Below are 19,880 nucleotides of genomic sequence, written 5' to 3' on the forward strand. Positions count from 1 at the left end.
AACGAGGAGGACGCCATGACCCGCCGTTGGATCGAGCACTGGGATCCCGAGGACGACGAGTTCTGGGAAACGACCGGCAAGCGAGTCGCCCGGCGCAATCTGTGGTTTTCCGTGTTCTCCGAACACATCGGCTTTTCGATCTGGACCCTGTGGTCGGTCGTGGTGCTGTTCATGGGCCCGGCCTACGGGTTCAGCGCGGCGGACAAATTCCTGCTCGTCTCGACTCCGACGGTGGTCGGGGCGATCATGCGGATCCCGTACACCTTCGCGGTCGCGCGCTTCGGCGGTCGCAATTGGACAGTCATCAGTGCCGCGCTGCTGCTCATTCCGACGGTGCTGACTGCCATCGTGCTGCACCCGGGCACCTCGCTGGGCACTTTTGTGTTGATGGCCGCGCTCGGCGGAGTCGGTGGCGGAAACTTCGCGTCCTCGATGGCGAATATCAACACCTTCTATCCGGAACGGCACAAGGGCTGGGCGCTCGGGTTGAACGCCGGTGGCGGAAACCTTGGTGTGGCGGTGATTCAGCTCGTCGGACTTCTCGTCATCGGCACCGCTGGTGCGACGGCGCCGCGCTTGGTGCTTTACATCTACCTTCCGTTGATCGTCATCGCCGCAACCTGTGCCGCGTTGTTCATGGACAACTTGTCCAGCGTTCGCGGTGACACCAAGGCCATGCGCGAGGTAGTCCGTTATGGACACACCTGGGTGATGTCGCTGCTGTACGTCGGCACGTTCGGTTCCTTCATCGGCTACAGCTTCGCCTTCGGTTTGGTGCTGCAGAACCAGTTCGGCCGGACGCCGTTGCAGGCGGCCGCGGTGACGTTCCTCGGACCGCTGCTGGGTTCGCTGTCGCGGCCGATCGGCGGATGGCTGTCCGACCGCATCGGCGGCGGCCGGGTCACCTTCGTGACGTTCGGCGCGATGGCGCTGGCGACCGTGGTGCTGGTGCTGGCTTCCTCGGCGGATTCGCTGGCGACCTTCACCGCCGCGTTCATCGTCTTGTTCGTGCTCACCGGAATCGGCAACGGCTCGACGTACAAGATGATCCCGGCGATCTTCCAGGTGAAGGCGCGCGCGGCGATTCAGGCCGGTGCGGACGAGGCGACGGAATTGCGCAACGCGCGCCGGCTGTCCGGAGCGTTGATCGGGCTGGCCGGGGCGATCGGCGCGCTGGGCGGGTTGTTCATCAACCTCGCGTTCCGGCAGTCGTTCGCCAGCACGCACAGCGGGGTTCCGGCGTTCGTCGGATTCCTGGTCTTCTACGCGGTGTGCGTGGGTGTGACGTGGTTCGGCTATCTGCGCAAGCCGGCGGTGCGCGCGCAGGTGGCGTTGGCAGGAGCGGAGGTCTGAAATGCCTACAGTGGTGGTCGCCGGGCACGGCATGGTCGCGCACCGGTTCGTGGAGGCACTTCGCGCGGCCGATTCGGCGGGCGAATGGCGGGTCGTCGTCTTCGGCGAGGAGAACCGTCCCGCTTACGACCGAGTCGCGCTGACTTCCTATGTGGACAGCTGGGATCCGGCCGCGCTGGCGTTGCCGGGCTCGGATTACGCGGACGACGACGCGGTCGACCTTCGCCTCGGCGAACTCGTCGTGTCGGTGGATCGCGAAGCCAAGACGGTGACGACGGCGTCTGGACACGTCGAGCCGTACGACCAGCTGGTGCTGGCGACCGGTTCCCGTCCGGTCGTCCCGCCGGTGCCGGGGCGGGATCTGCCGGGCGTGTTCGTGTACCGGACGATCGAAGACCTCGACGCGATTCGTGCCGCGGCCGAACGACGGGGACGCGGCCGGCGCGCGGCGATGGTGATCGGCGGCGGCCTGCTCGGGCTCGAAGCGGCGAAGGCGTTGCGGGACATGGGTTTGTCGCCGCACGTGGTGGAGATGGCCCCGCGGCTGATGCCGTTGCAGGTCGATGACGGCGGCGGCGGTCTGCTGCGCCGGCTGATCACGAACCTGGACGTGACTGTCCACATCGGAACCTCGACGAACGCGATCGAGGCCGACGGATCGCGGCTCCTGGCCCGGCTGGGCAACGGCACGGAGCTGGACGTCGACCTGGTGGTCTTCTCCGCCGGTGTCCGCCCGAGGGACGACCTCGCGCGGGAGTCCGGTTTGGACGTCGGCGAACGCGGCGGCGTGCTGGTCGACGCGACGTGCCGGACCAGCGACTCGGCGATCTACGCGATCGGCGAGTGCGCGGCGGTCGAGGGCCGGGTGTACGGCATCGTCGCGCCGGGATACGCGATGGCGGAGGTGGTCGCGGCGCAGCTCACCGGCACGACGGCGAGCTTCCCCGAACCGGACACCGCCACGAAGCTGAAGCTGATGGGCGTGGACGTCGCCAGCTTCGGCGACGCGCACGCGGCTACCGAAGGCGCGCTGGAAGTCGCGGTGAACGACGCCGTGGCCGGGACGTACAAGAAGCTCGTGGTCACCGACGACGGCAAGACGCTGCTCGGCGGGGTCCTGGTCGGCGACGCGGCGGAGTACAACACGCTCCGAGCGCTGGTCGGTCGTCCGCTGCCCGCCGACCCGGGCGCGTTGCTCGCCCCGGCCGGCGGCGGCGCGGCGGTCGGTGTGGACGCGTTGCCGGACGAGGCGCAGGTCTGTTCGTGCAACGGCGTTTCCAAGGGCGCGTTGACGCGGGCGATCAACGAGGACGGATGCGATTCGGTCGGCAAGCTGAAGGCGTGCACGCGGGCCGGAACGTCGTGCGGCTCGTGTGTACCGATGTTGGCCAAGCTGCTGAACGCGTGCGGGGTCGAGCAGTCGAAGGCGCTGTGCGAACACTTCACGCAGTCGCGTGCGGAACTGTTCGAGATCATCCAGGCGACGCGGATGACGACGTTCAGCGAGATCGTGAGCCGGTACGGCACCGGGACCGGGTGCGCGGTGTGCAAGCCCGCGGTGGCGTCGATTCTGGCGACGCTGGGCAACGGGCACATCCTCGGCGGCGAGCAGGCGTCCCTGCAGGACACGAACGACCGGTTCCTCGCGAACATGCAGCGCAACGGCAGCTATTCGGTGGTGCCGCGCATTCCCGGCGGCGAGATCACGCCGGAAAAACTGATGGTGATCGCTCAGGTCGCGCAGGATTTCGGGCTGTACACGAAGATCACCGGCGGACAGCGGATCGACCTGTTCGGGGCCACTGTGGACCAGCTGCCGGACATCTGGCGACGACTGGTCGACGCGGGCTTCGAATCGGGGCACGCGTACGGCAAATCGCTGCGGACGGTCAAATCCTGTGTCGGCTCGACGTGGTGCCGCTACGGCGTGCAGGACAGCGTCGGGCTGGCGATCGATCTGGAACTGCGGTATCGCGGTCTGCGGTCGCCGCACAAGATCAAGGCCGGGGTGTCCGGCTGCGCGCGGGAATGTGCGGAGGCGCGCGGCAAGGACTTCGGCGTGATCGCCACCGAACACGGATGGAACCTCTACGTCGGCGGCAACGGCGGAGCGACGCCGCGGCACGCGGAACTGCTCGTGTCCGATGTGGACACCGAAACGCTGGTGCGCACGATCGACCGGTTCCTGATGTTCTACGTGCGCACCGCGGACCGGTTGCAGCGTACGGCGCCGTGGATCGAGGAGCTGGACGGCGGGCTCGACCACCTGCGCGCGGTGATCGTGGACGACAGCCTCGGCATCTGCGAGGACTTGGACGCGGCGATGGCGAAGCACATCGAGGGCTACTCCGACGAATGGCGAGGGGTGCTGGAAGACCCGGAGAAGCTGGCGCGGTTCAGCTCGTTCGTGAACGCGCCGGGGACACCCGACCCGTCGATCTCGTTCCGTGCGGAGCGGGAGCAGAAGATCCCGGTGCTGCTGGGAATTCCGGAGGTGCGGCGATGACCATGACCTCATCTTGGACCGCGGTGTGCGCGGCCGCGAACATTCCGGAGTTCTCCGGAGCCGCGGCACTGATCGACGGCCGGCAGGTCGCGGTGTTCCACGCCGGCGACGGCTGGTACGCACTGTCCAATTGGGACCCGTGCAGCGGCGCGGCCGTGCTGTCCCGCGGGATCGTCGGCGACGCCGGGGGAGAGCCGGTGGTGGCGTCTCCGGTCTACAAAGAACGGTTCTCGCTCCGCACCGGTGCGTGTCTCGACGCGGAAGGGGTTTCGGTGCCGGTGTATCCGGTTCGGGTACGGGACGGGGTGATCGAGGTGGGCTCGCCGTGATCGATGTCCCGCCACTGGCCGGGTTCACGGTAGGAATCACCGCAGCGCGCCGAGCTGAAGAGCTGGGCGCGCTGCTCGTGCGCCAGGGTGCGGCGGTCCGCTACGGACCGGCGATCCGGATCGTGCCGCTGGCCGACGACACCGAACTGCACGCGGCGACGATGCGGTTGCTGGAGTCGCCGGTGGACATCGTGGTGGCGACCACCGGCATCGGCTTCCGCGGGTGGATCGAGGCCGCGGATGGCTGGGGTCTCGGTGAAAAGGTGCTCGACCACCTGTCGAACGCTTCATTGCTGGCTCGCGGTCCGAAGGCGGCCGGGGCGGTGCGGACGGCGGGGCTGGCGGAGGACTATTCGCCCGCGTCGGAGAGCAGCGCGGAGCTGTTGCAGTACCTGAGCGAGTCCGGTGTGGACGGACGGCGGATCGCGCTTCAGCTGCACGGCGAGCCGTTGCCCTACTTCGCGGAGACCCTTCGCCAGGCGGGCGCGGAGGTGATCGAGATCCCGGTGTACCGGTGGGTGGCTCCGGCCGATCCGGGCCCGCTCGACCGGCTGTTGGACGCGGTTCTGGAAGGCACGATCGACGCCTTGCCGTTCACCAGCGCGCCCGCTGCCGCGTCCACGGTGGCGATGGCGCGGCGGACCGGTCGGCTCGGTGCGCTGATCGAGGCGTTGAGCAACCGGGTGATCGTGGCGTGCGTCGGCCCGATCGCGGCCGGGCCGCTGGCTTCGCTTGGCGTGCCGACTGTCCAGCCGAGACGGTCGCGGATCGGTGCGCTGGCGAGAACCGTCGCCGAGGCTTTGGTCGCGGCCTCGCCGACGTTGTACGCAGCCGGTCATGTGTTGCAGATCCGCGGCACTGGCGCGCTGGTGGACGGTGAGTGGCGGGAGATCGCGCCGGCCCCGATGGCGCTCCTGCGCGCCCTCGCGCGGCAGCCGGGACGAGTGGTCGCGCGCCGGGAGTTGTCCGCCGAGCTTCCCTCCGGCGGCGAGGCACACGCGGTGGAGACGGCGATCGGGCGGTTGCGCACGTCGCTCGGTGGCAACGGGGTGGTGCAGACCGTGGTCAAGCGCGGCTATCGGCTGGCGGTGAATCCCGGCGACACCCCAGCTCCGATCGGCTAACCTCGGCGCGGTGCGGATGATCCCCGTTCCGCCGGGAACGGTGAAGCTCACCGACCGGCGGACAGAACGCAGCTGGACAGTCGACGTGGCCGCCTTCGAGCTGGGCGCGTTCCCGGTCACCCAGGAGCAATACCACGGCGGCGGTGGTCTGCCTGTCGTCGAAGTGTCCTGGTTGGACGCGGTGCGGTTCTGCAACACACTGTCCGAACGGGACGGACTGCCACTCGCGTACCTGGTTGAAGGCAGCGAAGTGGAGTGGGACCGGTCTGCGTCCGGCTATCGGCTGCCTACTGAAGCCGAATGGGAACACGCCTGCCGCGCGGGCACCGAAGGTCCGAGGTACGGCGAACTGGACGAGATCGCCTGGTACGAAGGAAACTCCGGCGGTCAGCTGCATCCGCCGGGGGAGAAGCGGCCGAACGCCTGGGGCGCTTACGACCTGCTCGGCAACACCTGGGACTGGTGCTGGGATCTCTACGATCCGGCGGTCTACGGCGAGTATCGGGTGCTCAAAGGCGGCGGCTGGGCGGACGAGCACTGGAGCGTCCGCGTGTCGGTGCGCCGCCGGAGCCATCCGACGTTCCGGGTGGACGACGTCGGCTTTCGTGTTGCGCGGTCCACTTAGGACTGCGCGGCGTCCCACCAGGACAGGATCCGGGTGCCGTACAGGGTCAGCCACTTCGACGGTTCCCCGGCCGGGACGTCGACCTCGAACCACATCTCGCCGGGCAGGCGGCCGTCCTGCAGCCAGGTTCCGTCCGGCTGCCGGGCGGCGCGAACCCGCTCGACCGCGTCGGCGAGACGCGGGTCGGGCGGAATTTCGTCCACGATGGCGGCCTCGCGGAAGTACTCGAGCGCGTTGATCGCGCTGTAGTGCCACCGCACGGGATAGGCGAAATGGTCGACCCAGGACGCCACCTGCTCGCCGGTCGAAAGCCGGTACAGCAAACGGCGCTCCAGCAGGTACTCCTCACCGGCTCGACGGGCGGCGTGCGTCTCGTCGGTGCCGCCGGTCGCGATGTCGTAGGCGAGCAGGCCTTTCACCGCGTTCAGCGTCGAGTGGAACGACGAGCGTTTCGATCCGTCGACCCATTCGCAGTTCCAGCCGCCGTCGTCCATCTGGTGTTCGGGGAACCAGTGGGCGAGCCGGGAGACGTCGACGCCGAGCCAGCCGCCGTTCGCGAGTGTCCAGGCATTGATGCAGACGTCGACCTCACCGTCCCAGTACGGCAAATCGTGGTATTCCCACCGAGAATTCTCGGCGATCAATTCCGCGGTGCGGTTGGCGCGCAGCACCGCCGGATCCATGCCCCATTCGCGGAGCATAGTGAGCGACCACGTGGTGGCCGTCCACGGTTGTCCGGTATCCGGGCCTGGCTGGAATCGCGCCGGGAAGAACGCACCGCCCGCCCACTGCCCGTCCGGGGCCTGCCGGGCGAGGAGCTGCGCGCCGAAGCCTTCGGTCGCGATCTTGTGCCGGGTGGCCGTCCAGACTTCGGGCGGAGCGCCCGCCAAGTCCCGTTCGACCTGCCAGCGCAGCGTCGGGTCCGAGTCGAGCAGCCATTTCAGCATGTCAAGACTCTAGCCCGCCGGTCAAGCCCAGGTCACGGAAAAGTCCTGGTAGCCCCGTGCGGACGCGGCCCGGGCCGCCTCGTCCTCGGCGGCCGCGCGGTCGGAACGGCGGAGCGGATCGAATTCGGTCAGCGTGAAGGCCAGCCGCTTGCCGGACGCTTTCGTGCGCCAGACGCCCAGAATCTCTCCTTCGACTAATAACGCACCCGGGCTGCCGAGAATTTTCCACACTTCTTTCGCTCGCGCTTTGTCCGGAACGAGGACGGCTTTGTCGCGACCCTGCGTGTACGGATCGAGCGGGGGCAGCAGGCGCACTCCGGCAGGGGAGGGCGGGTTCTCCAACGCGGCCAGCCGATCATTCGGGACAAAGGCGCGCCGACCGTCCACTTTGACCTCGGTGACCGCGGAAGGCCACGTCTCGCTGAGGCAAGTCTTCGCAGTGCCGACGAAACCGGCCGCATCGCCTGGCGTCGCGGGTCCGTTGAAACGCAGATACTGCTCAATCACTCGCGAAACCGCCGCAGGAACCGGACGGGTGGACATTCGTCCGCGATCTTCCAGCGGCGCGAGCGTCGCCGGACTTTGCCCGGCTTCGAGCCGCGTACCGCCGTGGAGGGCAGCGACGCGCATGAGCTGTTCGTGCACGTGGGTCGTATTGCAGGGACGGCACCACCGGCTGAACGAAGGCGGGAGCAGCTTCGTGATCTCCCCGCTCACCACGCCCTTGGTCATCGGCTTGGTGACCACCTTGCGGATCGCTCGCGCGGTGGTGAAGACAATGTCCACCGGGGACTCGTCGGCGGCCTGGATGTCCTTTTTCTGCCACAGCATCCGGGCCAGCGCGTCCGCGTCGCCCAGCGGCACCAAGGCGGCCGCCAGCTCCGGCAGATCCGCGCGCCGGTGGAAATGCGGCGCGCCCCGGTGCGACCACACCAGGGCGAGCCGCTGATCGTCCACAAGAGACTCCGGCGTGACCGGACCCGGCATCCGGGCCGCCAGCGAGAGCAGGGCGGTGTCGCGCATGCTGTCCTGCAGACCGAGGTCCAGCAGCGGCAGGTCGTACGGATCGGCGACGGAGCGGTGCAGCCCCTGCTCGGCGATCCGGTACGCCAGCGCCTGTGCGCGCGACACCTCCAGCATCCCGGCCTCCTTCAGAGCGTGTAGTCGAAGGTGTACGACACGGTCGGCTCGCCCAGCACGCCGTGCACGGTGCCGCGGCCGCTGATGCCCGCCAGCTCACCGGTCCCGGAGCCCGGCACGACCTCGAATTCCGAGCGGATGCTCTTCGGGTCGAAACCCCACTCCTGGCGCACGATGAACGTGCCGCCGCGGCCGTCGACAGTGCCCTCGAACCGGTCGTAGCCCGGCGACGTGGTCGCGCCGCCGTCGTAGCCCTCGCCCGGGTAGTACAGCAGGTAGTCGCCCGTGGCCGCACCCTGGATCACGCCCGAGTACTCCATCGCGGCGTGCACGTAGGCGACGCGCGGGCCGCCCTCCTCGCCGCTCGCCACGTGCTCTTCCCACTTCGTCATGCCAAACGTGTTCATGCCGCATACTCAACCACGCATACCTGCCATCTTGTGTCAGGTATTTCAGCGATACTTGGCGCATGCGTGCCGGACGTTTGCTCACCGTGCTTCTCCTGTTGCAGAACCGCGGCCGGATGACCGCCGAGGAACTGGCCGCTGAGCTGGAGGTTTCGGTCCGGACGGTGTACCGGGACATCGAGGCGCTGTCGGCCTCGGGGGTGCCGGTGTACGCCGATCGCGGCCGCAGCGGCGGCTATCAGCTCGTGGACGGCTACCGGACCCGGCTGACCGGCCTCAACGAGGACGAAGCCCAGTCGCTGGCGCTGGCCGGGATTCCGGTGGCGGCTGCGGAGCTGGGGCTCGGCACCGTGCTGGCGGCGGCGCAGCTGAAGCTGTACGCGGCGTTGCCGCAGGAGCTGCGCAGCCGCGCCGGCCGCGTCGCCGAACGCTTCTACCTCGACGTTCCCGGCTGGCATCGCGGCATCGAAAGCCTGCCGACCCTGTCCGCGGTCGCCGACGCGGTGTGGGCCGGGCGCCGGGTCCGCGTCCGGTACGAGAGGTGGGGACAGCGCGAGGTCGAGCGGGTGCTGGAACCGCTCGGGCTGATCCTCAAAGCGGGCAACTGGTACCTCGCCGCCCGGTGCGAGGGGACCGATCGCACCTACCGGATTTCGCGCATTCTCGAGCTGACCGACCTCGGCGAGGAGTTCGAGCGACCGGCGGAATTCGACCTCGCTCGTTACTGGCAGGAGTGGTCCGAGCAGTTCGAACGCCGGATGTACCCCCGGAAGGCGACAGTCCGCCTCTCGCCGCGCGCCCAAGCTCTCGTACCGTTCTACGCGGGCAGCGTCGGAGCGCGGGCGCTTCGCGAGGCAGTCGCCGCCGGAGCGGAACCGGACGGCGACGGATGGTTGACGATCGACCTGCCGGTCGAACCGGGAGAAGCGGCGATCGGCGAACTGCTGCGGTTCGGGCCGCATCTGGAGGTGCTCGCGCCCAGCGGCCTGCGTACGGAGCTGGCGGCGGCGATCCGGGAGATGGGGCAGGCGTACGAGTGAGGGTTCCGGCGGCTTGCCGGCGCGTCTTCGCGGAGGGTGCGAGTGAGACGTGCCGCCGAGGTGTGGTGCGGAGGCTGCCTGGGCGGGATGCTGTTGGCTTCCTGGCAGGTTTTCGCCGGATACGAGTCGAGCGGACGGGTGCGCTGAGCACGGCGCGGGCCTTCGCAAGGGATGGAGCTGTCGGATGGCTGAGCTGGACGGCGTACGAATCGGCGTCACGGCCGAGCGGCGCGCGGACGACCTGATCGGCGCGCTGCTCCGGCACGGCGCGGAAGTGCGGCACGCGCCGACGATCACGATCGTCCCGCTGGCCGACGACCCTGAACTGCGCCGCGGCACCGAGGCCGTGCTCGCCGCGCCGGTCGGCCTCACCGCGGTCACCACCGGGGCCGGGTTCCGCGGCTGGCTCGACGCGGCCGAAGGCTGGGGACTCCGCGCGGCGCTGCTGGACGCGCTGTCCGGGTCGCGCATTTTCGCGCGCGGGCCCAAAGCGGTCGGCGCGGTGCGGGGCGTCGGCCTGCGCGAGGAGTACTCCGCGCCCGGCGAGACCAACGACGAGTTGTTCGGCGCGCTCACCGAAGCCGGTGTCGACGGCGCGCGCGTGGCGGTGCAACTGCACGGCGCACCGCTGCCGGAGTTCACCGATCCGCTCGCGGCGGCCGGGGCGTCGGTGCTCGCCGTGCAGCCCTACCGGTGGCACACGCCGCCGGATCCGGAACCGGTGTTCTCGTTGATCCGCGAGGTGCTGTCCGGCGAACTGGCCGCGTTGGTGTTCACCAGCGCCCCGGCCGCGACGAATTTTCTGGCACTCGCCGATGAATCCGGCCGCGGCGCGGAGCTGCGCGAGATCCTGCGCGGTGGCACGGTCGTCTGCGCGTGCGTCGGTCCGGTGACCGCGGTGCCGTTGGAGGCAGCCGGAATCAGCACGCTACAGCCGGAGCGTCAGCGGTTGGGCGCGTTAGTGAAGCTGGTGGTCGCGAAGCTGGCTTAGGACGCTTCGGCCTGCTGTCGTCCCGCAGCTTCTTCGCTGAGGCCTTGCCGCCAGTAGCCGGTGAAGCAGATGGCTGTCTTGTCGAAGCCGCGCTCGCGGACCAGGTGCCGTCGAACCAGCTTCACGACGCCTGCTTCGCCGGAAACCCACGCGTAAGGCGTGCCGCTGGGCAGCTCTGCCGCGCGTACGGCGTCTACGAGCGCTTCGCCGTGCGTACGCGCACCGCGGACCACCCAGTGCACCTCGACCGCACCGTTGGTCTCGAAGGTCTGTCGCTCCGCACGGTCCGGAATCTCGATGTACACCGACGCGCGCGCCGACTGCGGCAGCCTCTCGAGAATCCCGCCGATCGCCGGCAACGCGGTTTCGTCGCCGACCAGCAGCTGCCACGTCGTCCCGTCCGGCACGTCGTACAGGCCGTGCGGCCCGAGGAACGCCACCCGGCCGCCGACCTCCGCCTGCCCCGCCCACGTCGACGCCGGTCCGCCGCTCTCCTCGTGCAGCACGAAGTCGACGTCCACCTCGCCGGTCTCCGGACGCGCCGCGCGCACCGTGTAGGTCCGCATCGGCGGCCGCACGTCATCGGGCATCGCGAGGTACCGGCGATACCACGACAGGGCGTCGTCGTCCCCCATCGCGGCGGGCGGCAGATGCGGCTCCTCGTCGCCGGGCAGCGGGAAGAACACCTTTACGTACGCGTCCGGCGCCGCCGGGCCCGCCGCCGCGAGCCCCGGGCAGTCGAAGGTGACCCGCGCCATGTGCGGGGTGACCCGCCGGACCGCGGTGACCCTGCCGGGGTGGTAAGTCAGCACGCTCATGAGGTGAGGCTAACCTAAAACGGACACGGCGGGCTATGGCTGGGGAGGATGGCGGAGGCCACGCTTTCCGGCTCGGGAGGCGCGGTCGGAGGTCCGTGAGGGGAACCCTGAGTGAACTGGGCCCCGGAAGTTGGACTGGTTATGTAGAGGTTAGGCGGCGAGGGTCTGGGCCCGGTATTCGGCCGGGCTCAGGCCTTGGAGCGTGGTGGAGATGCGGGTGGTGTTGTACCAGTCGATGTAGTCGTGCAGTGCCGTGATGAACGTGTCGACGGTGTCGAACTTGGTGTGGTGGAAGAGTTCTTCTTTGAGGTGGCCGAAGAAGTTCTCGGCGACGGCGTTGTCCAGGCAGGTGGCTCGCCGGGACATCGACTGGGTCAGGCCGGCGTCGGCGAGCAGGGAGCGCCAGGAGGCGTGCCGGTACTGGAAGCCCTGGTCGGAGTGCACCAGCGGGCGGGCTCCGGCGGGCAGGGTCGCGATCGCGGCGCGCAGCGAGGAGTTCGTCAGCTCCAGCGTCGGGGACGGCCCGCAGGCGTAGGCGATCACGGACCGGTCGAACAGGTCGATCACGGGCGAGAGGTAGACCTTGCGGTCGCCGATGCGGAACTCGGTCACGTCGGTGACCCATTTGGTGTCCGGGGCCTCGGCGCCGAACTCGCGGTTGAGCAGGTTCTCGGCGGCCGTGCCGGGCCGGCCGGGCCAGGACCGGCGCCGGCGCGGCCGCCGGACCTGGCAGACCAGGCCGAGGGCGTTCATCAGCGCGAGCACGGTTTTCTTCGCCACCCGCCAGCCGGCGCGGGCCAGGACCGTGTGGATCCGCCGGTGCCCGTAGCGGCCGCGGGCGGCCTCGAACGCCTCGGCGATCGCGGCCTTGAGCCCGGCGTGCGGGTCGGGCCGGTCGGGCCGGGCCTGGTGGTAGAAGAACGTCGACCGGGCCAGGCCCGCGACCGCCAGCAGCACCGGCAGCGGATAGTCGGCCTTGAGGGCGGCGACGGCCTGGGTTTTCACCCTCGCCCCTGCTCCCTCAAGGCCCGCAATTTTTTTAGGTAGGCGTTCTCCGCCGACAGCCGCAGGTTCTCCGCCCGCAACCGCTCCAGCTCGCCGGGACCCGGCGAGTCCGCGACACCGGGCGGACGGCCTTTCGGCTTGGGCCGCAACGCGTCCTCTCCCTCGCGCCGATACGCCCGCGCCCAGTTCTCCACGAGTTTGGGCGAGGACAGCCCGTGCTCGCGCGCCAGCTCGGCCGCGGTCGCCTCGCCGCCGACATACCGGCGCACGACCTCCAGCTTGAACTCGAACGCGAACGACCGCCTGCCTGGCTTGTCCATCAGCGCTCCCGCGCTCCGCAGCCTCCAACGATCACGCAAGCGTCGCACGGCACCCGCCGACACCCCCAACCGGGACGCCACGGCCTTCGCGCCATACCCGTCCTCGAACAACGCAACAGCGGACGCCCGCTGCCACTCAGACAACGAACTGCGTGGATGCAACGAACCACTCCCCGGACAGCTGGAACTGGATTCCCAGTCCAACTTCCGGGGCGCAGTTCACAGGGACTCTGAGTGCGTGAGGGTTCCCCTCACGGACCTCTGCCGAGCCGCGGTGCCGGTTCTAGAACAAGCCGGGCGGTTCGTCCTCGCCGGGCTCGTCCCCGTCCGGGCGCCAGCGGTACTTCCGCAGGTCCACCTTGTCGCCGTCCGCCAGCACGCCTTCCGCGCGCAGGCGCTCGAGCTGTTCGTGCAGCAGATGCGGCGCGGGGGTCCCGTTCGCGCGGAGGATGCGGTGCCAGGGCAGGTCGTGGCCGTCCTCGGCGAGGGCGCGGCCGACCATGCGCGGAGAGGGAGCGCCGGAGAGCGCTGCGACGTCGCCGTACGTCGCGACTGTCCCCGCGGGTACGTCGGCGATGACTGCGCGTATCCGCTCGTGCAGTTCGTCGTTCATGACCCGGGGAATGATAGTCCCGCCGAGGGGTGTGCCGGTGCGCCACCCGGGTGAGCGGGCATGGTTCCATCGCTGATGTGCACGTGCGGAGAGCAGGGAACGGGCAGGCGCGGCTGGTGCGCCCGCCGGTCCCCGTCGCACCCACGTTCACCTGGGACGACGACGCGCGCCGGCTGCTGTCGGCTCCCGCCGGATTCCGTCGCGTGCTCGGCGGGCCGGGCACCGGCAAGACGGCGTTGCTCGCCACCGCCGCCGCACGCCGGATCGCGGAGGGGGCGGATCCGGAGAGCGTGCTGCTGCTCACGACGTCCCGCCGGGCGGCGGACGCGTTGCGGGCCGACCTCACGCGGCGGCTCACGTCGGACCCGGATCAGGAGTCTCCGCTGCCCCGCACGGTGAGTGAACCGCTCGTGCGCACCGTGCATTCGTACGCGTTTTCGTTGCTGCGCCTGGAAGCTCGCGCCGAGGAGCTGCCGCCGCCGCGATTGCTCGCCGGGGCGGAGCAGGACGTCGTCGTGCGCGAGCTGCTGGAGGGCGACCTGGAGGAGGGCGCGACCAGCTGGCCCGAGCAGTTGCGTCCGGCGCTGACCGTGCCCGGGTTCGCCGAGGAGCTGCGCGACCTGCTGATGCGGGCGGCCGAACGCGGCCTCGGGCCGGAGGATCTGACCGAACTCGGGCATCGCCAGGACCGCGAGGAATGGGTCGCCGCCGGGCAGTTCTGGGCGCAGTACGAGGAGGTCACCCAGCTGCAGGGAGCGGGCGGCAACGCGCTCGGCCTGCCCGCCGCGCCCGCGCTCGACGCCGCTGAGCTGGTGACCTCGGCCTTGCTCGCGCTGGAGGACGACGAGGAGCTGCGCGAACGCGAGCGCGGTCGGGTCCGGCATTTGTTCGTGGACGACGCGCACCACCTCGATCCATTGCAGGTTCAGCTGATCCGCACGATCGGGCACACCGCGGAAGAATTCGTGGTGGCCGGTGATCCGGATCAGTCGGTGTTTTCCTTCCGCGGTGCGGACCCGAAGCTGTTCGCCGATTCCGACAACGACGGCGACCGGACAGTCATGCTGACCACCTCGCACCGGCTCGCTCCGACGGTCCGGGCGGCGGTCGCTAAGCTCGGTGCGACGTTGCCGGGTGCCTCGCCGCACCGGAAATTGGTTACGCCGCCGGGAAAGCGCGGCGGCAAGGTGCGGGTGCGGCTGATGCCGACCCCGGCAGCGGAGGCCAGTTGGATCGCTGACCAGCTGCGTCGGGCCCACCTCGTCGACGGAGTGCCGTGGTCGGAGATGGCGGTGCTGGTGCGTTCTCCGGCGCGGACTTTCCTGGTGTTGCAACGTGCTTTGCGGGCAGCGGGGGTGCCGATCGGTTCGGCTACCGAGGAATTGCCGCTGGCGAAACATTCCGCGGTGCGGCCGTTGCTGGCGGTGTTGCGGATCGCCGCGGAGCCGGAACTGCTCGACGTCGATATCGCGGAGATGCTGCTGTCCTCGTCGCTCGGCGGGGCGGATCCGTTGGCGTTGCGGCGGTTGCGCCGTGGTCTGCGTCGGCTGGAGTTGGCTGGCGGCGGACAGCGGTCGAGTGACGAACTGCTCGTGGAAGCGTTGCGGGGCGGCGACATTCTCGTCGGTCTCGCGGACAACGAGGCGCTGCCGGTTCGACGGGTCGGCAACCTGTTGAGCATCACGCACCAGGCGGTGAGTCGCGGCGAAGGCGTCGAGCAGGTGCTGTGGGAGCTGTGGCAGGCGAGCGGACTGCAGGAACGGTTGCTGCGCTTGGTGGATCGTGGTGGCTCGCTCGGTGCACAGGCGGACCGCGACCTGGACGCGGTGGTCGCGTTGTTCGATTCGGCGGGCCGGTATGCCGATCGGCTGCCCAAGGCGAGCGTCGCGGCGTTCGCGGATTACCTGTCGTCACAGAACATCGCGGGAGACACGCTCGCTCCGGCGGCCATTCCGGGCGAAGGGGTTTCGCTGCTCACCGCGCACGCGTCGGCGGGTCGCGAGTGGACAGTGGTCGCGGTCGCCGGAGTGCAGGAGGGCGCGTGGCCGGACCTGCGGCTGCGCGGTTCGCTGCTGGGCGTCGAGCGGCTGGTCGACCTGCTGTCCGGAGTGGACGAACACGACAAGGTGTCCGCTATCGCGCCGATCCTCGCCGAAGAGCGGCGGCTGTTCTACCTCGCGGCGAGCCGGGCGCGCCGGACGCTGCTGGTCACCGCGGTCGCCGGGGAAGACGAGCAGCCGTCCCGGTTCCTCGACGACCTCGAGGAGAACGGCGCGGACGACGGCATGCTCGACTCCCGGATGAAGCCGCCGGGCCGGTCGCTCGTGCTGGCCGAATTGGTCGGCGAGTTGCGTGAGGTCGTGTGCGACGACAAGGCCGATCCCGAGCGGCGGAAGCGGGCGGCGAAACAGCTCGCCCGGTTGGCCGCGGCGGGCGTTCCGGGCGCGCATCCGGACACCTGGTACGGGTTGCCGGAAGCGTCCACAGAGGACCCGGTGCACGGTCCGGGCGACCTGATGCGGATCTCGCCGTCCACGGTGGAAATCCTGGTGAAGTGTCCGCTGCGCTGGCTGATCGAACGGCACGGCGGCAGTGATCCGGCGCAGCTCGCGGCGGTTACCGGAACTCTCGTGCACGGCCTGGCGCAGGCGATCGCGGGCGGCAGCACCGAGGAACAGATCCAGGCCGCGCTGGACGAGGCGTGGGTCCGGGTGGACGCCGGCGCGCCGTGGTTCTCGCGCCGGGAACGGTCCCGAGTGGAGCAGATGCTGCGCAACTTCGTGTCGTGGCTGGAAAAGTCGAGGCAGGAACTGATCGAGGCCGGGGTCGAACAGGACATCGAGGTCGAGTTGCCGATGGGCGACGAAGAGGTGCGGGTGCTGCTGCGCGGGCGCGTCGACCGGGTCGAGATGGACAAGGACGGGCGTCCGGTGATCGTGGACATCAAGACCGGCAAGGTCCCGGTGTCCGGTGCGGACGCGGAGAAGCACCCGCAGCTCGCGGCGTACCAGCTGGCCGTGCTGCTGGGCGCGGTCGAGGGCAAAAATACGCCCGGCGGCGCGAAGCTCGTGTATGTCGCGAAGGGGAACAACAAAACCGGTGCCACGCAACGGGATCAGCCGCCGATGGATGAGGACAACGGGCGTGAGTGGCTGGAACTCGTGCGCTCGGCCGCGGCTGCCGCGGTCGGCCCGGACTATCAGGCGCACGAGAACGCTGACTGCGACCGGTGCCCGGCGCGCGGATGCTGCCCGTTGCGTCCGGAAGGCCGTCAGGTGACCGGACCGTGAGCCCGGTGGTCGTTGCCAACCCGGTCGGACCCGCGGAAATCGCGGACGCACTGGGGTTGCACCGTCCGACGCCCGAGCAGGCGACCGTGATCGCGTCGCCGGTCGAGCCGTCGCTGGTCGTCGCGGGCGCGGGCGCGGGAAAGACCGAAACCATGGCCGCGCGCGTGGTCTGGCTGGTGGCCAACGGAATCGTGAGCCCGGAGCGGGTACTCGGCCTGACCTTCACCCGGAAAGCCGCGCGTCAGCTTGGCGAACGGGTGCGGGCTCGGTTGCGGCGGCTCGCTGGTTCGGGGCTGTTGGAACGGATCGATCCGTCGGGCGCGTTGCGGGCCACTGTGGTCGCGGGTGAACCGACGGTGCTGACGTATCACGCGTATGCCGGACGGTTGTTGTCGGAGCATGGGTTGCGGCTTCCGGTGCAGCCTGGCGTCCGATTGCTGTCGGAGACTTCTTCGTGGCAGCTGGCACATCGCGTGGTGTCCACTTGGGACAATGACCTGGACACCGACCGGGTGCCGCCGACGGTCACCGCGCAGCTGCTCGCGCTGGCCGGTGAACTTGGCGAGCATCTGATTTCGACGGAGCAGCTCGGGCAGTACACGGAGTGGCTGTGCGAGATCATCGAGAACGCTCCGCGCGCTAAGGGCCAGCGTGCGTCGCTGCCGGTGAAACTGCAGGAAGTTCTGGCAGCACAACGGTTTCGATTGGCCTTGCTGCCATTGGTCGAGGATTATCATCGGCGCAAACGGGCGGAAGGCGCGCTCGACTTCGCGGATCAGATGTCGCTGGCCGCGCAGCTCGCCGACGGGTATCCGGCGGTGGTCGCGGGGGAGCGCGAGCGGTACGGGGCGGTGCTGCTGGACGAATACCAGGACACCGGGCACGCGCAACGAGTGCTGCTGCGGTCGTTGTTCGGCGGCGTGGATCATCCGCCGATGCCGGTGACCGCGGTCGGCGACCCGGCACAGGCGATTTACGGCTGGCGCGGCGCGAGTGCGGCGAACCTGCCCCGATTCACCACCGACTTCCCGCGTCGGGGCGAGGAACGGCTGGAAACCGCCCACGAATTCGGGCTGCTCACCAGTTTCCGCAATCCGCCCGAAATCCTGGAACTGGCCAACGCGATCTCGGAACCGTTGCGGCAGCGCGGACTTGGCGTCGAACGGCTGCGGGCGCGAGACGGGGCCGGCCCGGCGGACATCGCGGTCGCGCTGCTGCCGGACGTGCGCGCGGAACGCGAGTGGGTCGCGGACGCGATGGCACAGCGGTGGCATGCGGAGAAAGAAGCCTCCGGCAAGCCGCCGACCGCGGCGGTGCTGGTGCGCCGCCGGGCGGACATGGCGCCGATCGCGGCGGAAATGCGGATGCGCGGGCTGCCGGTGGAGGTCGTGGGCCTCGGCGGATTGCTGGACGAACCGGAGGTCGCCGACCTGGTCTCCACCCTGCGGGTGCTCGCCGATCCGCTGGCGGGCAGCGCGGCGGCTCGGCTGCTGACCGGCGCGCGGTGGCGGATCGCGGCGGCGGACGTCGCGGCGTTGTGGCGGCGGGCCAACGAACTCACCTCGCCCGAGCCGCGGGCGAAGGAGGGCGAAGAGCCGGAACTGGTCGCCGAACGCGCGGAACAAGCCGGGCTGATCGACGCCGTCGACGAACCCGGTGCGCCAGAGCGTTATTCCCCGGAAGGGTATCGGCGAATTCGCCGCCTGGGCGCGGAATTGACCGCGCTGCGACGGCGGCTGGATCAGTCGCTGCCGGAATTGGTGGCGGACGTCGAACGCACGATGCTGCTTGACGTCGAATCGCTTGCCCGTCCTGGATCGGCCGGGCGCGCGCATTTGGACGCGTTCGCGGAAGTCGTTACCGATTACGCGGAGACCGCGCCGACGGCGACTCTTTTGTCCTTTGTGGACTACCTGAACACCGCGGCGCACGCGGAAGACGGCCTCACGCCTGGCGAGGTGCAGGTGGTTCCGGATCGCGTGCAGGTGCTCACCGTGCACTCCGCCAAGGGGCTGGAGTGGGAAGTGGTGGCGGTCCCGCATCTGGTCGCTGAGGTGTTCCCGGGCAAGCGTCGTTCGTCTTCGTGGTTGCGCACGTCCACTGCGTTGCCCGCGCATTTGCGGGGCGACGCGGCGGATCTGCCGAAGCTGCAGATCTCGGAAGGCTATGACCGCAAGGAAGTGCAGGAAGCGCTGGAGCTGCACGAGGAAGGGTTCGTCGCGCGCGAAGCCGACGAGGAACGACGGTTGTGTTACGTCGCCTTGACCCGTTCCGAGCGTGCGCTGCTCGTTTCCGGACATTGGTGGAACGAAAGCAGCACACGGGCTAAGGGACCGTCGATCTTCCTGACCGAGATCGCCGAAGTGATGAACGAGGCCGATCCGCCGCTGGGCGTCGTGGACGTCTGGGCCGAGGAACCGGAGGAGGGCGACGAGAACCCGCTGGTCGCGGACTCCCGGACGGCGCAGTGGCCGGTGGACCCGCTCGGTGACCGGCGGTCCGGCGTGGCGACCGGCGTGGAGCTGCTGCTGGCGGAAATGGCCGCGCTGGAAGAGGAACCCGAGCCCGAACCGGAAGCCGAGCCGCTTCCGGCGGCCGACGACGACGAAATCCCGCTGCCGCCGGAACCGGAAGACGACTACCCGCCAGACGACGAATACTTCGAAGACGACGAGGACGTCATCGATCCGGAAGACCCGGACGGCTGGGCTGCCGACACCGACGTTCTCCTCGCCGAACGCGCCCGCTCGCAGTCCACAGTGGATCGTGTCGCGCTGCCCGCGCAGCTGAGCGTGAGCCAGCTGGTCGACCTGGCGTCCGATGCGGACGCTCTCGCGCAACGGCTGCGTCGTCCGCTTCCGTTGCCGCCCAACACCTTCGCTCGCCGCGGTACCGCATTCCACAGCTGGCTGGAGCAACGGTTTTCCGGCGACCGGCTGCTGGAGATCGACGACCTGCCCGGCGCGGCCGACGTCGGCGAAGCACCGGACACCGATTTCGAAGCCCTGCAAGAAGCTTTCGAGAACAGCGAATGGGCCGACCGGGTCCCGCTCGCGGTGGAGGTGCCGTTCTCCGCGGACATCGAAGGCATCACTCTGCGCGGCCGGATGGACGCCGTGTACGCGGATCCCGACGGCGGTTGGACTGTTGTCGACTGGAAAACCGGCTCCGTGCCGTCCGAGGAACGGTTGCCAGCGTTGGCGATTCAGCTCGGCGCGTACCGATTGGCGTGGGCGGCGCTGAAGAAGGTTCCGGTGGAGCGGGTGCGCGCGGCCTTCCACTATGTCCGACATGGACACACGCTGCGCCCGGCCGATCTGCTGGACGCGGAAGGCCTGCGTTCCTTGCTGCGCAACGTTCCGCAGGAGTGAG

At 69.5% G+C, this 19,880-nt stretch carries 16 protein-coding genes and 1 pseudogene; 9 read left to right on the forward strand and 8 right to left on the reverse strand.

Annotation, left to right across the window (positions count from 1 at the left end):
• The first annotated feature begins 15 nt into the window (after positions 1-15).
• The 5 genes from CU254_RS04025 to CU254_RS04045 are packed head-to-tail and all read left to right on the forward strand — an operon-like array spanning position 16 to position 5,937.
• The gene (locus tag CU254_RS04025) at positions 16-1,353 is read left to right on the forward strand and encodes a NarK/NasA family nitrate transporter (protein WP_037712462.1); all 1,338 of its coding nucleotides are present in this window, start codon (positions 16-18) and stop codon (positions 1,351-1,353) included.
• Between the two features lies 1 nt (position 1,354).
• Positions 1,355-3,859: a nitrite reductase large subunit NirB gene (gene nirB / locus CU254_RS04030; protein ID WP_009072997.1), complete on the forward strand. Its 2,505-nt coding sequence runs from the start codon at positions 1,355-1,357 to the stop codon at positions 3,857-3,859.
• Positions 3,856-4,188, forward strand: coding sequence for a nitrite reductase small subunit NirD (gene nirD, locus CU254_RS04035; protein ID WP_009072999.1), 333 nt, complete (start codon positions 3,856-3,858; stop codon positions 4,186-4,188). The genes nirB and nirD overlap by 4 nt, the downstream gene beginning before the upstream one ends.
• Positions 4,185-5,312, forward strand: coding sequence for a uroporphyrinogen-III synthase (locus CU254_RS04040; RefSeq protein ID WP_009073001.1), 1,128 nt, complete (start codon positions 4,185-4,187; stop codon positions 5,310-5,312). The genes nirD and CU254_RS04040 overlap by 4 nt, the downstream gene beginning before the upstream one ends.
• Before the next feature lie 10 nt (positions 5,313-5,322).
• On the forward strand, positions 5,323-5,937 hold the full coding sequence (locus tag CU254_RS04045) for an SUMF1/EgtB/PvdO family nonheme iron enzyme (protein WP_009073003.1): 615 nt from the start codon (positions 5,323-5,325) through the stop codon (positions 5,935-5,937).
• On the opposite strand, the gene CU254_RS04050 is transcribed toward CU254_RS04045, so the two are convergent.
• The 3 genes from CU254_RS04050 to CU254_RS04060 are packed head-to-tail and all read right to left on the reverse strand — an operon-like array spanning position 5,934 to position 8,431.
• Positions 5,934-6,884, reverse strand: coding sequence for a squalene cyclase (locus tag CU254_RS04050; protein WP_009073005.1), 951 nt, complete (start codon positions 6,882-6,884; stop codon positions 5,934-5,936). The two genes, CU254_RS04045 and CU254_RS04050, sit on opposite strands and share 4 nt — an antisense overlap.
• 21 nt (positions 6,885-6,905) lie before the next feature.
• Positions 6,906-8,024 carry a winged helix DNA-binding domain-containing protein gene (locus CU254_RS04055; protein WP_086024866.1) on the reverse strand — a complete coding sequence of 373 codons (1,119 nt, stop codon included), beginning with the start codon at positions 8,022-8,024 and terminating at the stop codon, positions 6,906-6,908.
• 11 nt (positions 8,025-8,035) lie between these two features.
• The gene (locus CU254_RS04060; RefSeq protein WP_009073009.1) at positions 8,036-8,431 is read right to left on the reverse strand and encodes a DUF3224 domain-containing protein; all 396 of its coding nucleotides are present in this window, start codon (positions 8,429-8,431) and stop codon (positions 8,036-8,038) included.
• A gap of 62 nt (positions 8,432-8,493) precedes the next feature.
• On the opposite strand from CU254_RS04060, the gene CU254_RS04065 reads away from it, so the two are divergent.
• Together CU254_RS04065 and CU254_RS04070 are read left to right on the forward strand one after the other, a co-directional pair.
• Complete coding sequence (locus CU254_RS04065; protein ID WP_009073011.1) at positions 8,494-9,471, forward strand: YafY family protein; 978 nt, start codon at positions 8,494-8,496, stop codon at positions 9,469-9,471.
• Between the two features lie 184 nt (positions 9,472-9,655).
• Entirely contained in the window at positions 9,656-10,462 is an 807-nt protein-coding gene (locus tag CU254_RS04070; RefSeq protein WP_037712468.1) for a uroporphyrinogen-III synthase, read from the forward strand.
• On the opposite strand, the gene CU254_RS04075 is transcribed toward CU254_RS04070, so the two are convergent.
• From CU254_RS04075 to CU254_RS04085, 5 genes and pseudogenes are all read right to left on the reverse strand, one after another.
• Positions 10,459-11,280 (reverse strand): siderophore-interacting protein, encoded by an 822-nt coding sequence (locus tag CU254_RS04075; RefSeq protein ID WP_009073014.1) that lies wholly within the window; start codon positions 11,278-11,280, stop codon positions 10,459-10,461. The genes CU254_RS04070 and CU254_RS04075 overlap by 4 nt on opposite strands.
• Before the next feature lie 150 nt (positions 11,281-11,430).
• Positions 11,431-12,285, reverse strand: a complete 855-nt coding sequence (locus tag CU254_RS04080) for an IS3 family transposase (RefSeq protein ID WP_009077419.1) — start codon at positions 12,283-12,285, stop codon at positions 11,431-11,433.
• Complete coding sequence (locus CU254_RS43910) at positions 12,282-12,605, reverse strand: helix-turn-helix domain-containing protein (RefSeq protein ID WP_234392755.1); 324 nt, start codon at positions 12,603-12,605, stop codon at positions 12,282-12,284. The genes CU254_RS04080 and CU254_RS43910 overlap by 4 nt, the downstream gene beginning before the upstream one ends.
• 39 nt (positions 12,606-12,644) lie before the next feature.
• Positions 12,645-12,809 (reverse strand): annotated as a pseudogene (locus tag CU254_RS44880) (hypothetical protein); the annotation flags it as partial.
• A 79-nt stretch (positions 12,810-12,888) separates the two neighbouring features.
• Positions 12,889-13,218 carry an MGMT family protein gene (locus CU254_RS04085; protein ID WP_009073019.1) on the reverse strand — a complete coding sequence of 110 codons (330 nt, stop codon included), beginning with the start codon at positions 13,216-13,218 and terminating at the stop codon, positions 12,889-12,891.
• Between the two features lie 116 nt (positions 13,219-13,334).
• Here CU254_RS04085 and CU254_RS04090 point away from each other — a divergent pair, with 116 nt between their 5' ends.
• Together CU254_RS04090 and CU254_RS04095 are read left to right on the forward strand one after the other, a co-directional pair.
• Positions 13,335-16,508, forward strand: a complete 3,174-nt coding sequence (locus CU254_RS04090; RefSeq protein WP_009073020.1) for an ATP-dependent DNA helicase — start codon at positions 13,335-13,337, stop codon at positions 16,506-16,508.
• The gene (locus CU254_RS04095; protein WP_009073022.1) at positions 16,505-19,879 is read left to right on the forward strand and encodes an ATP-dependent DNA helicase; all 3,375 of its coding nucleotides are present in this window, start codon (positions 16,505-16,507) and stop codon (positions 19,877-19,879) included. The genes CU254_RS04090 and CU254_RS04095 overlap by 4 nt, the downstream gene beginning before the upstream one ends.
• Position 19,880: the final 1 nt, after the last annotated feature.

The sequence above is a fragment of the Amycolatopsis sp. AA4 genome, assembly GCF_002796545.1.
Taxonomy (GTDB): Bacteria; Actinomycetota; Actinomycetes; order Mycobacteriales; family Pseudonocardiaceae; genus Amycolatopsis.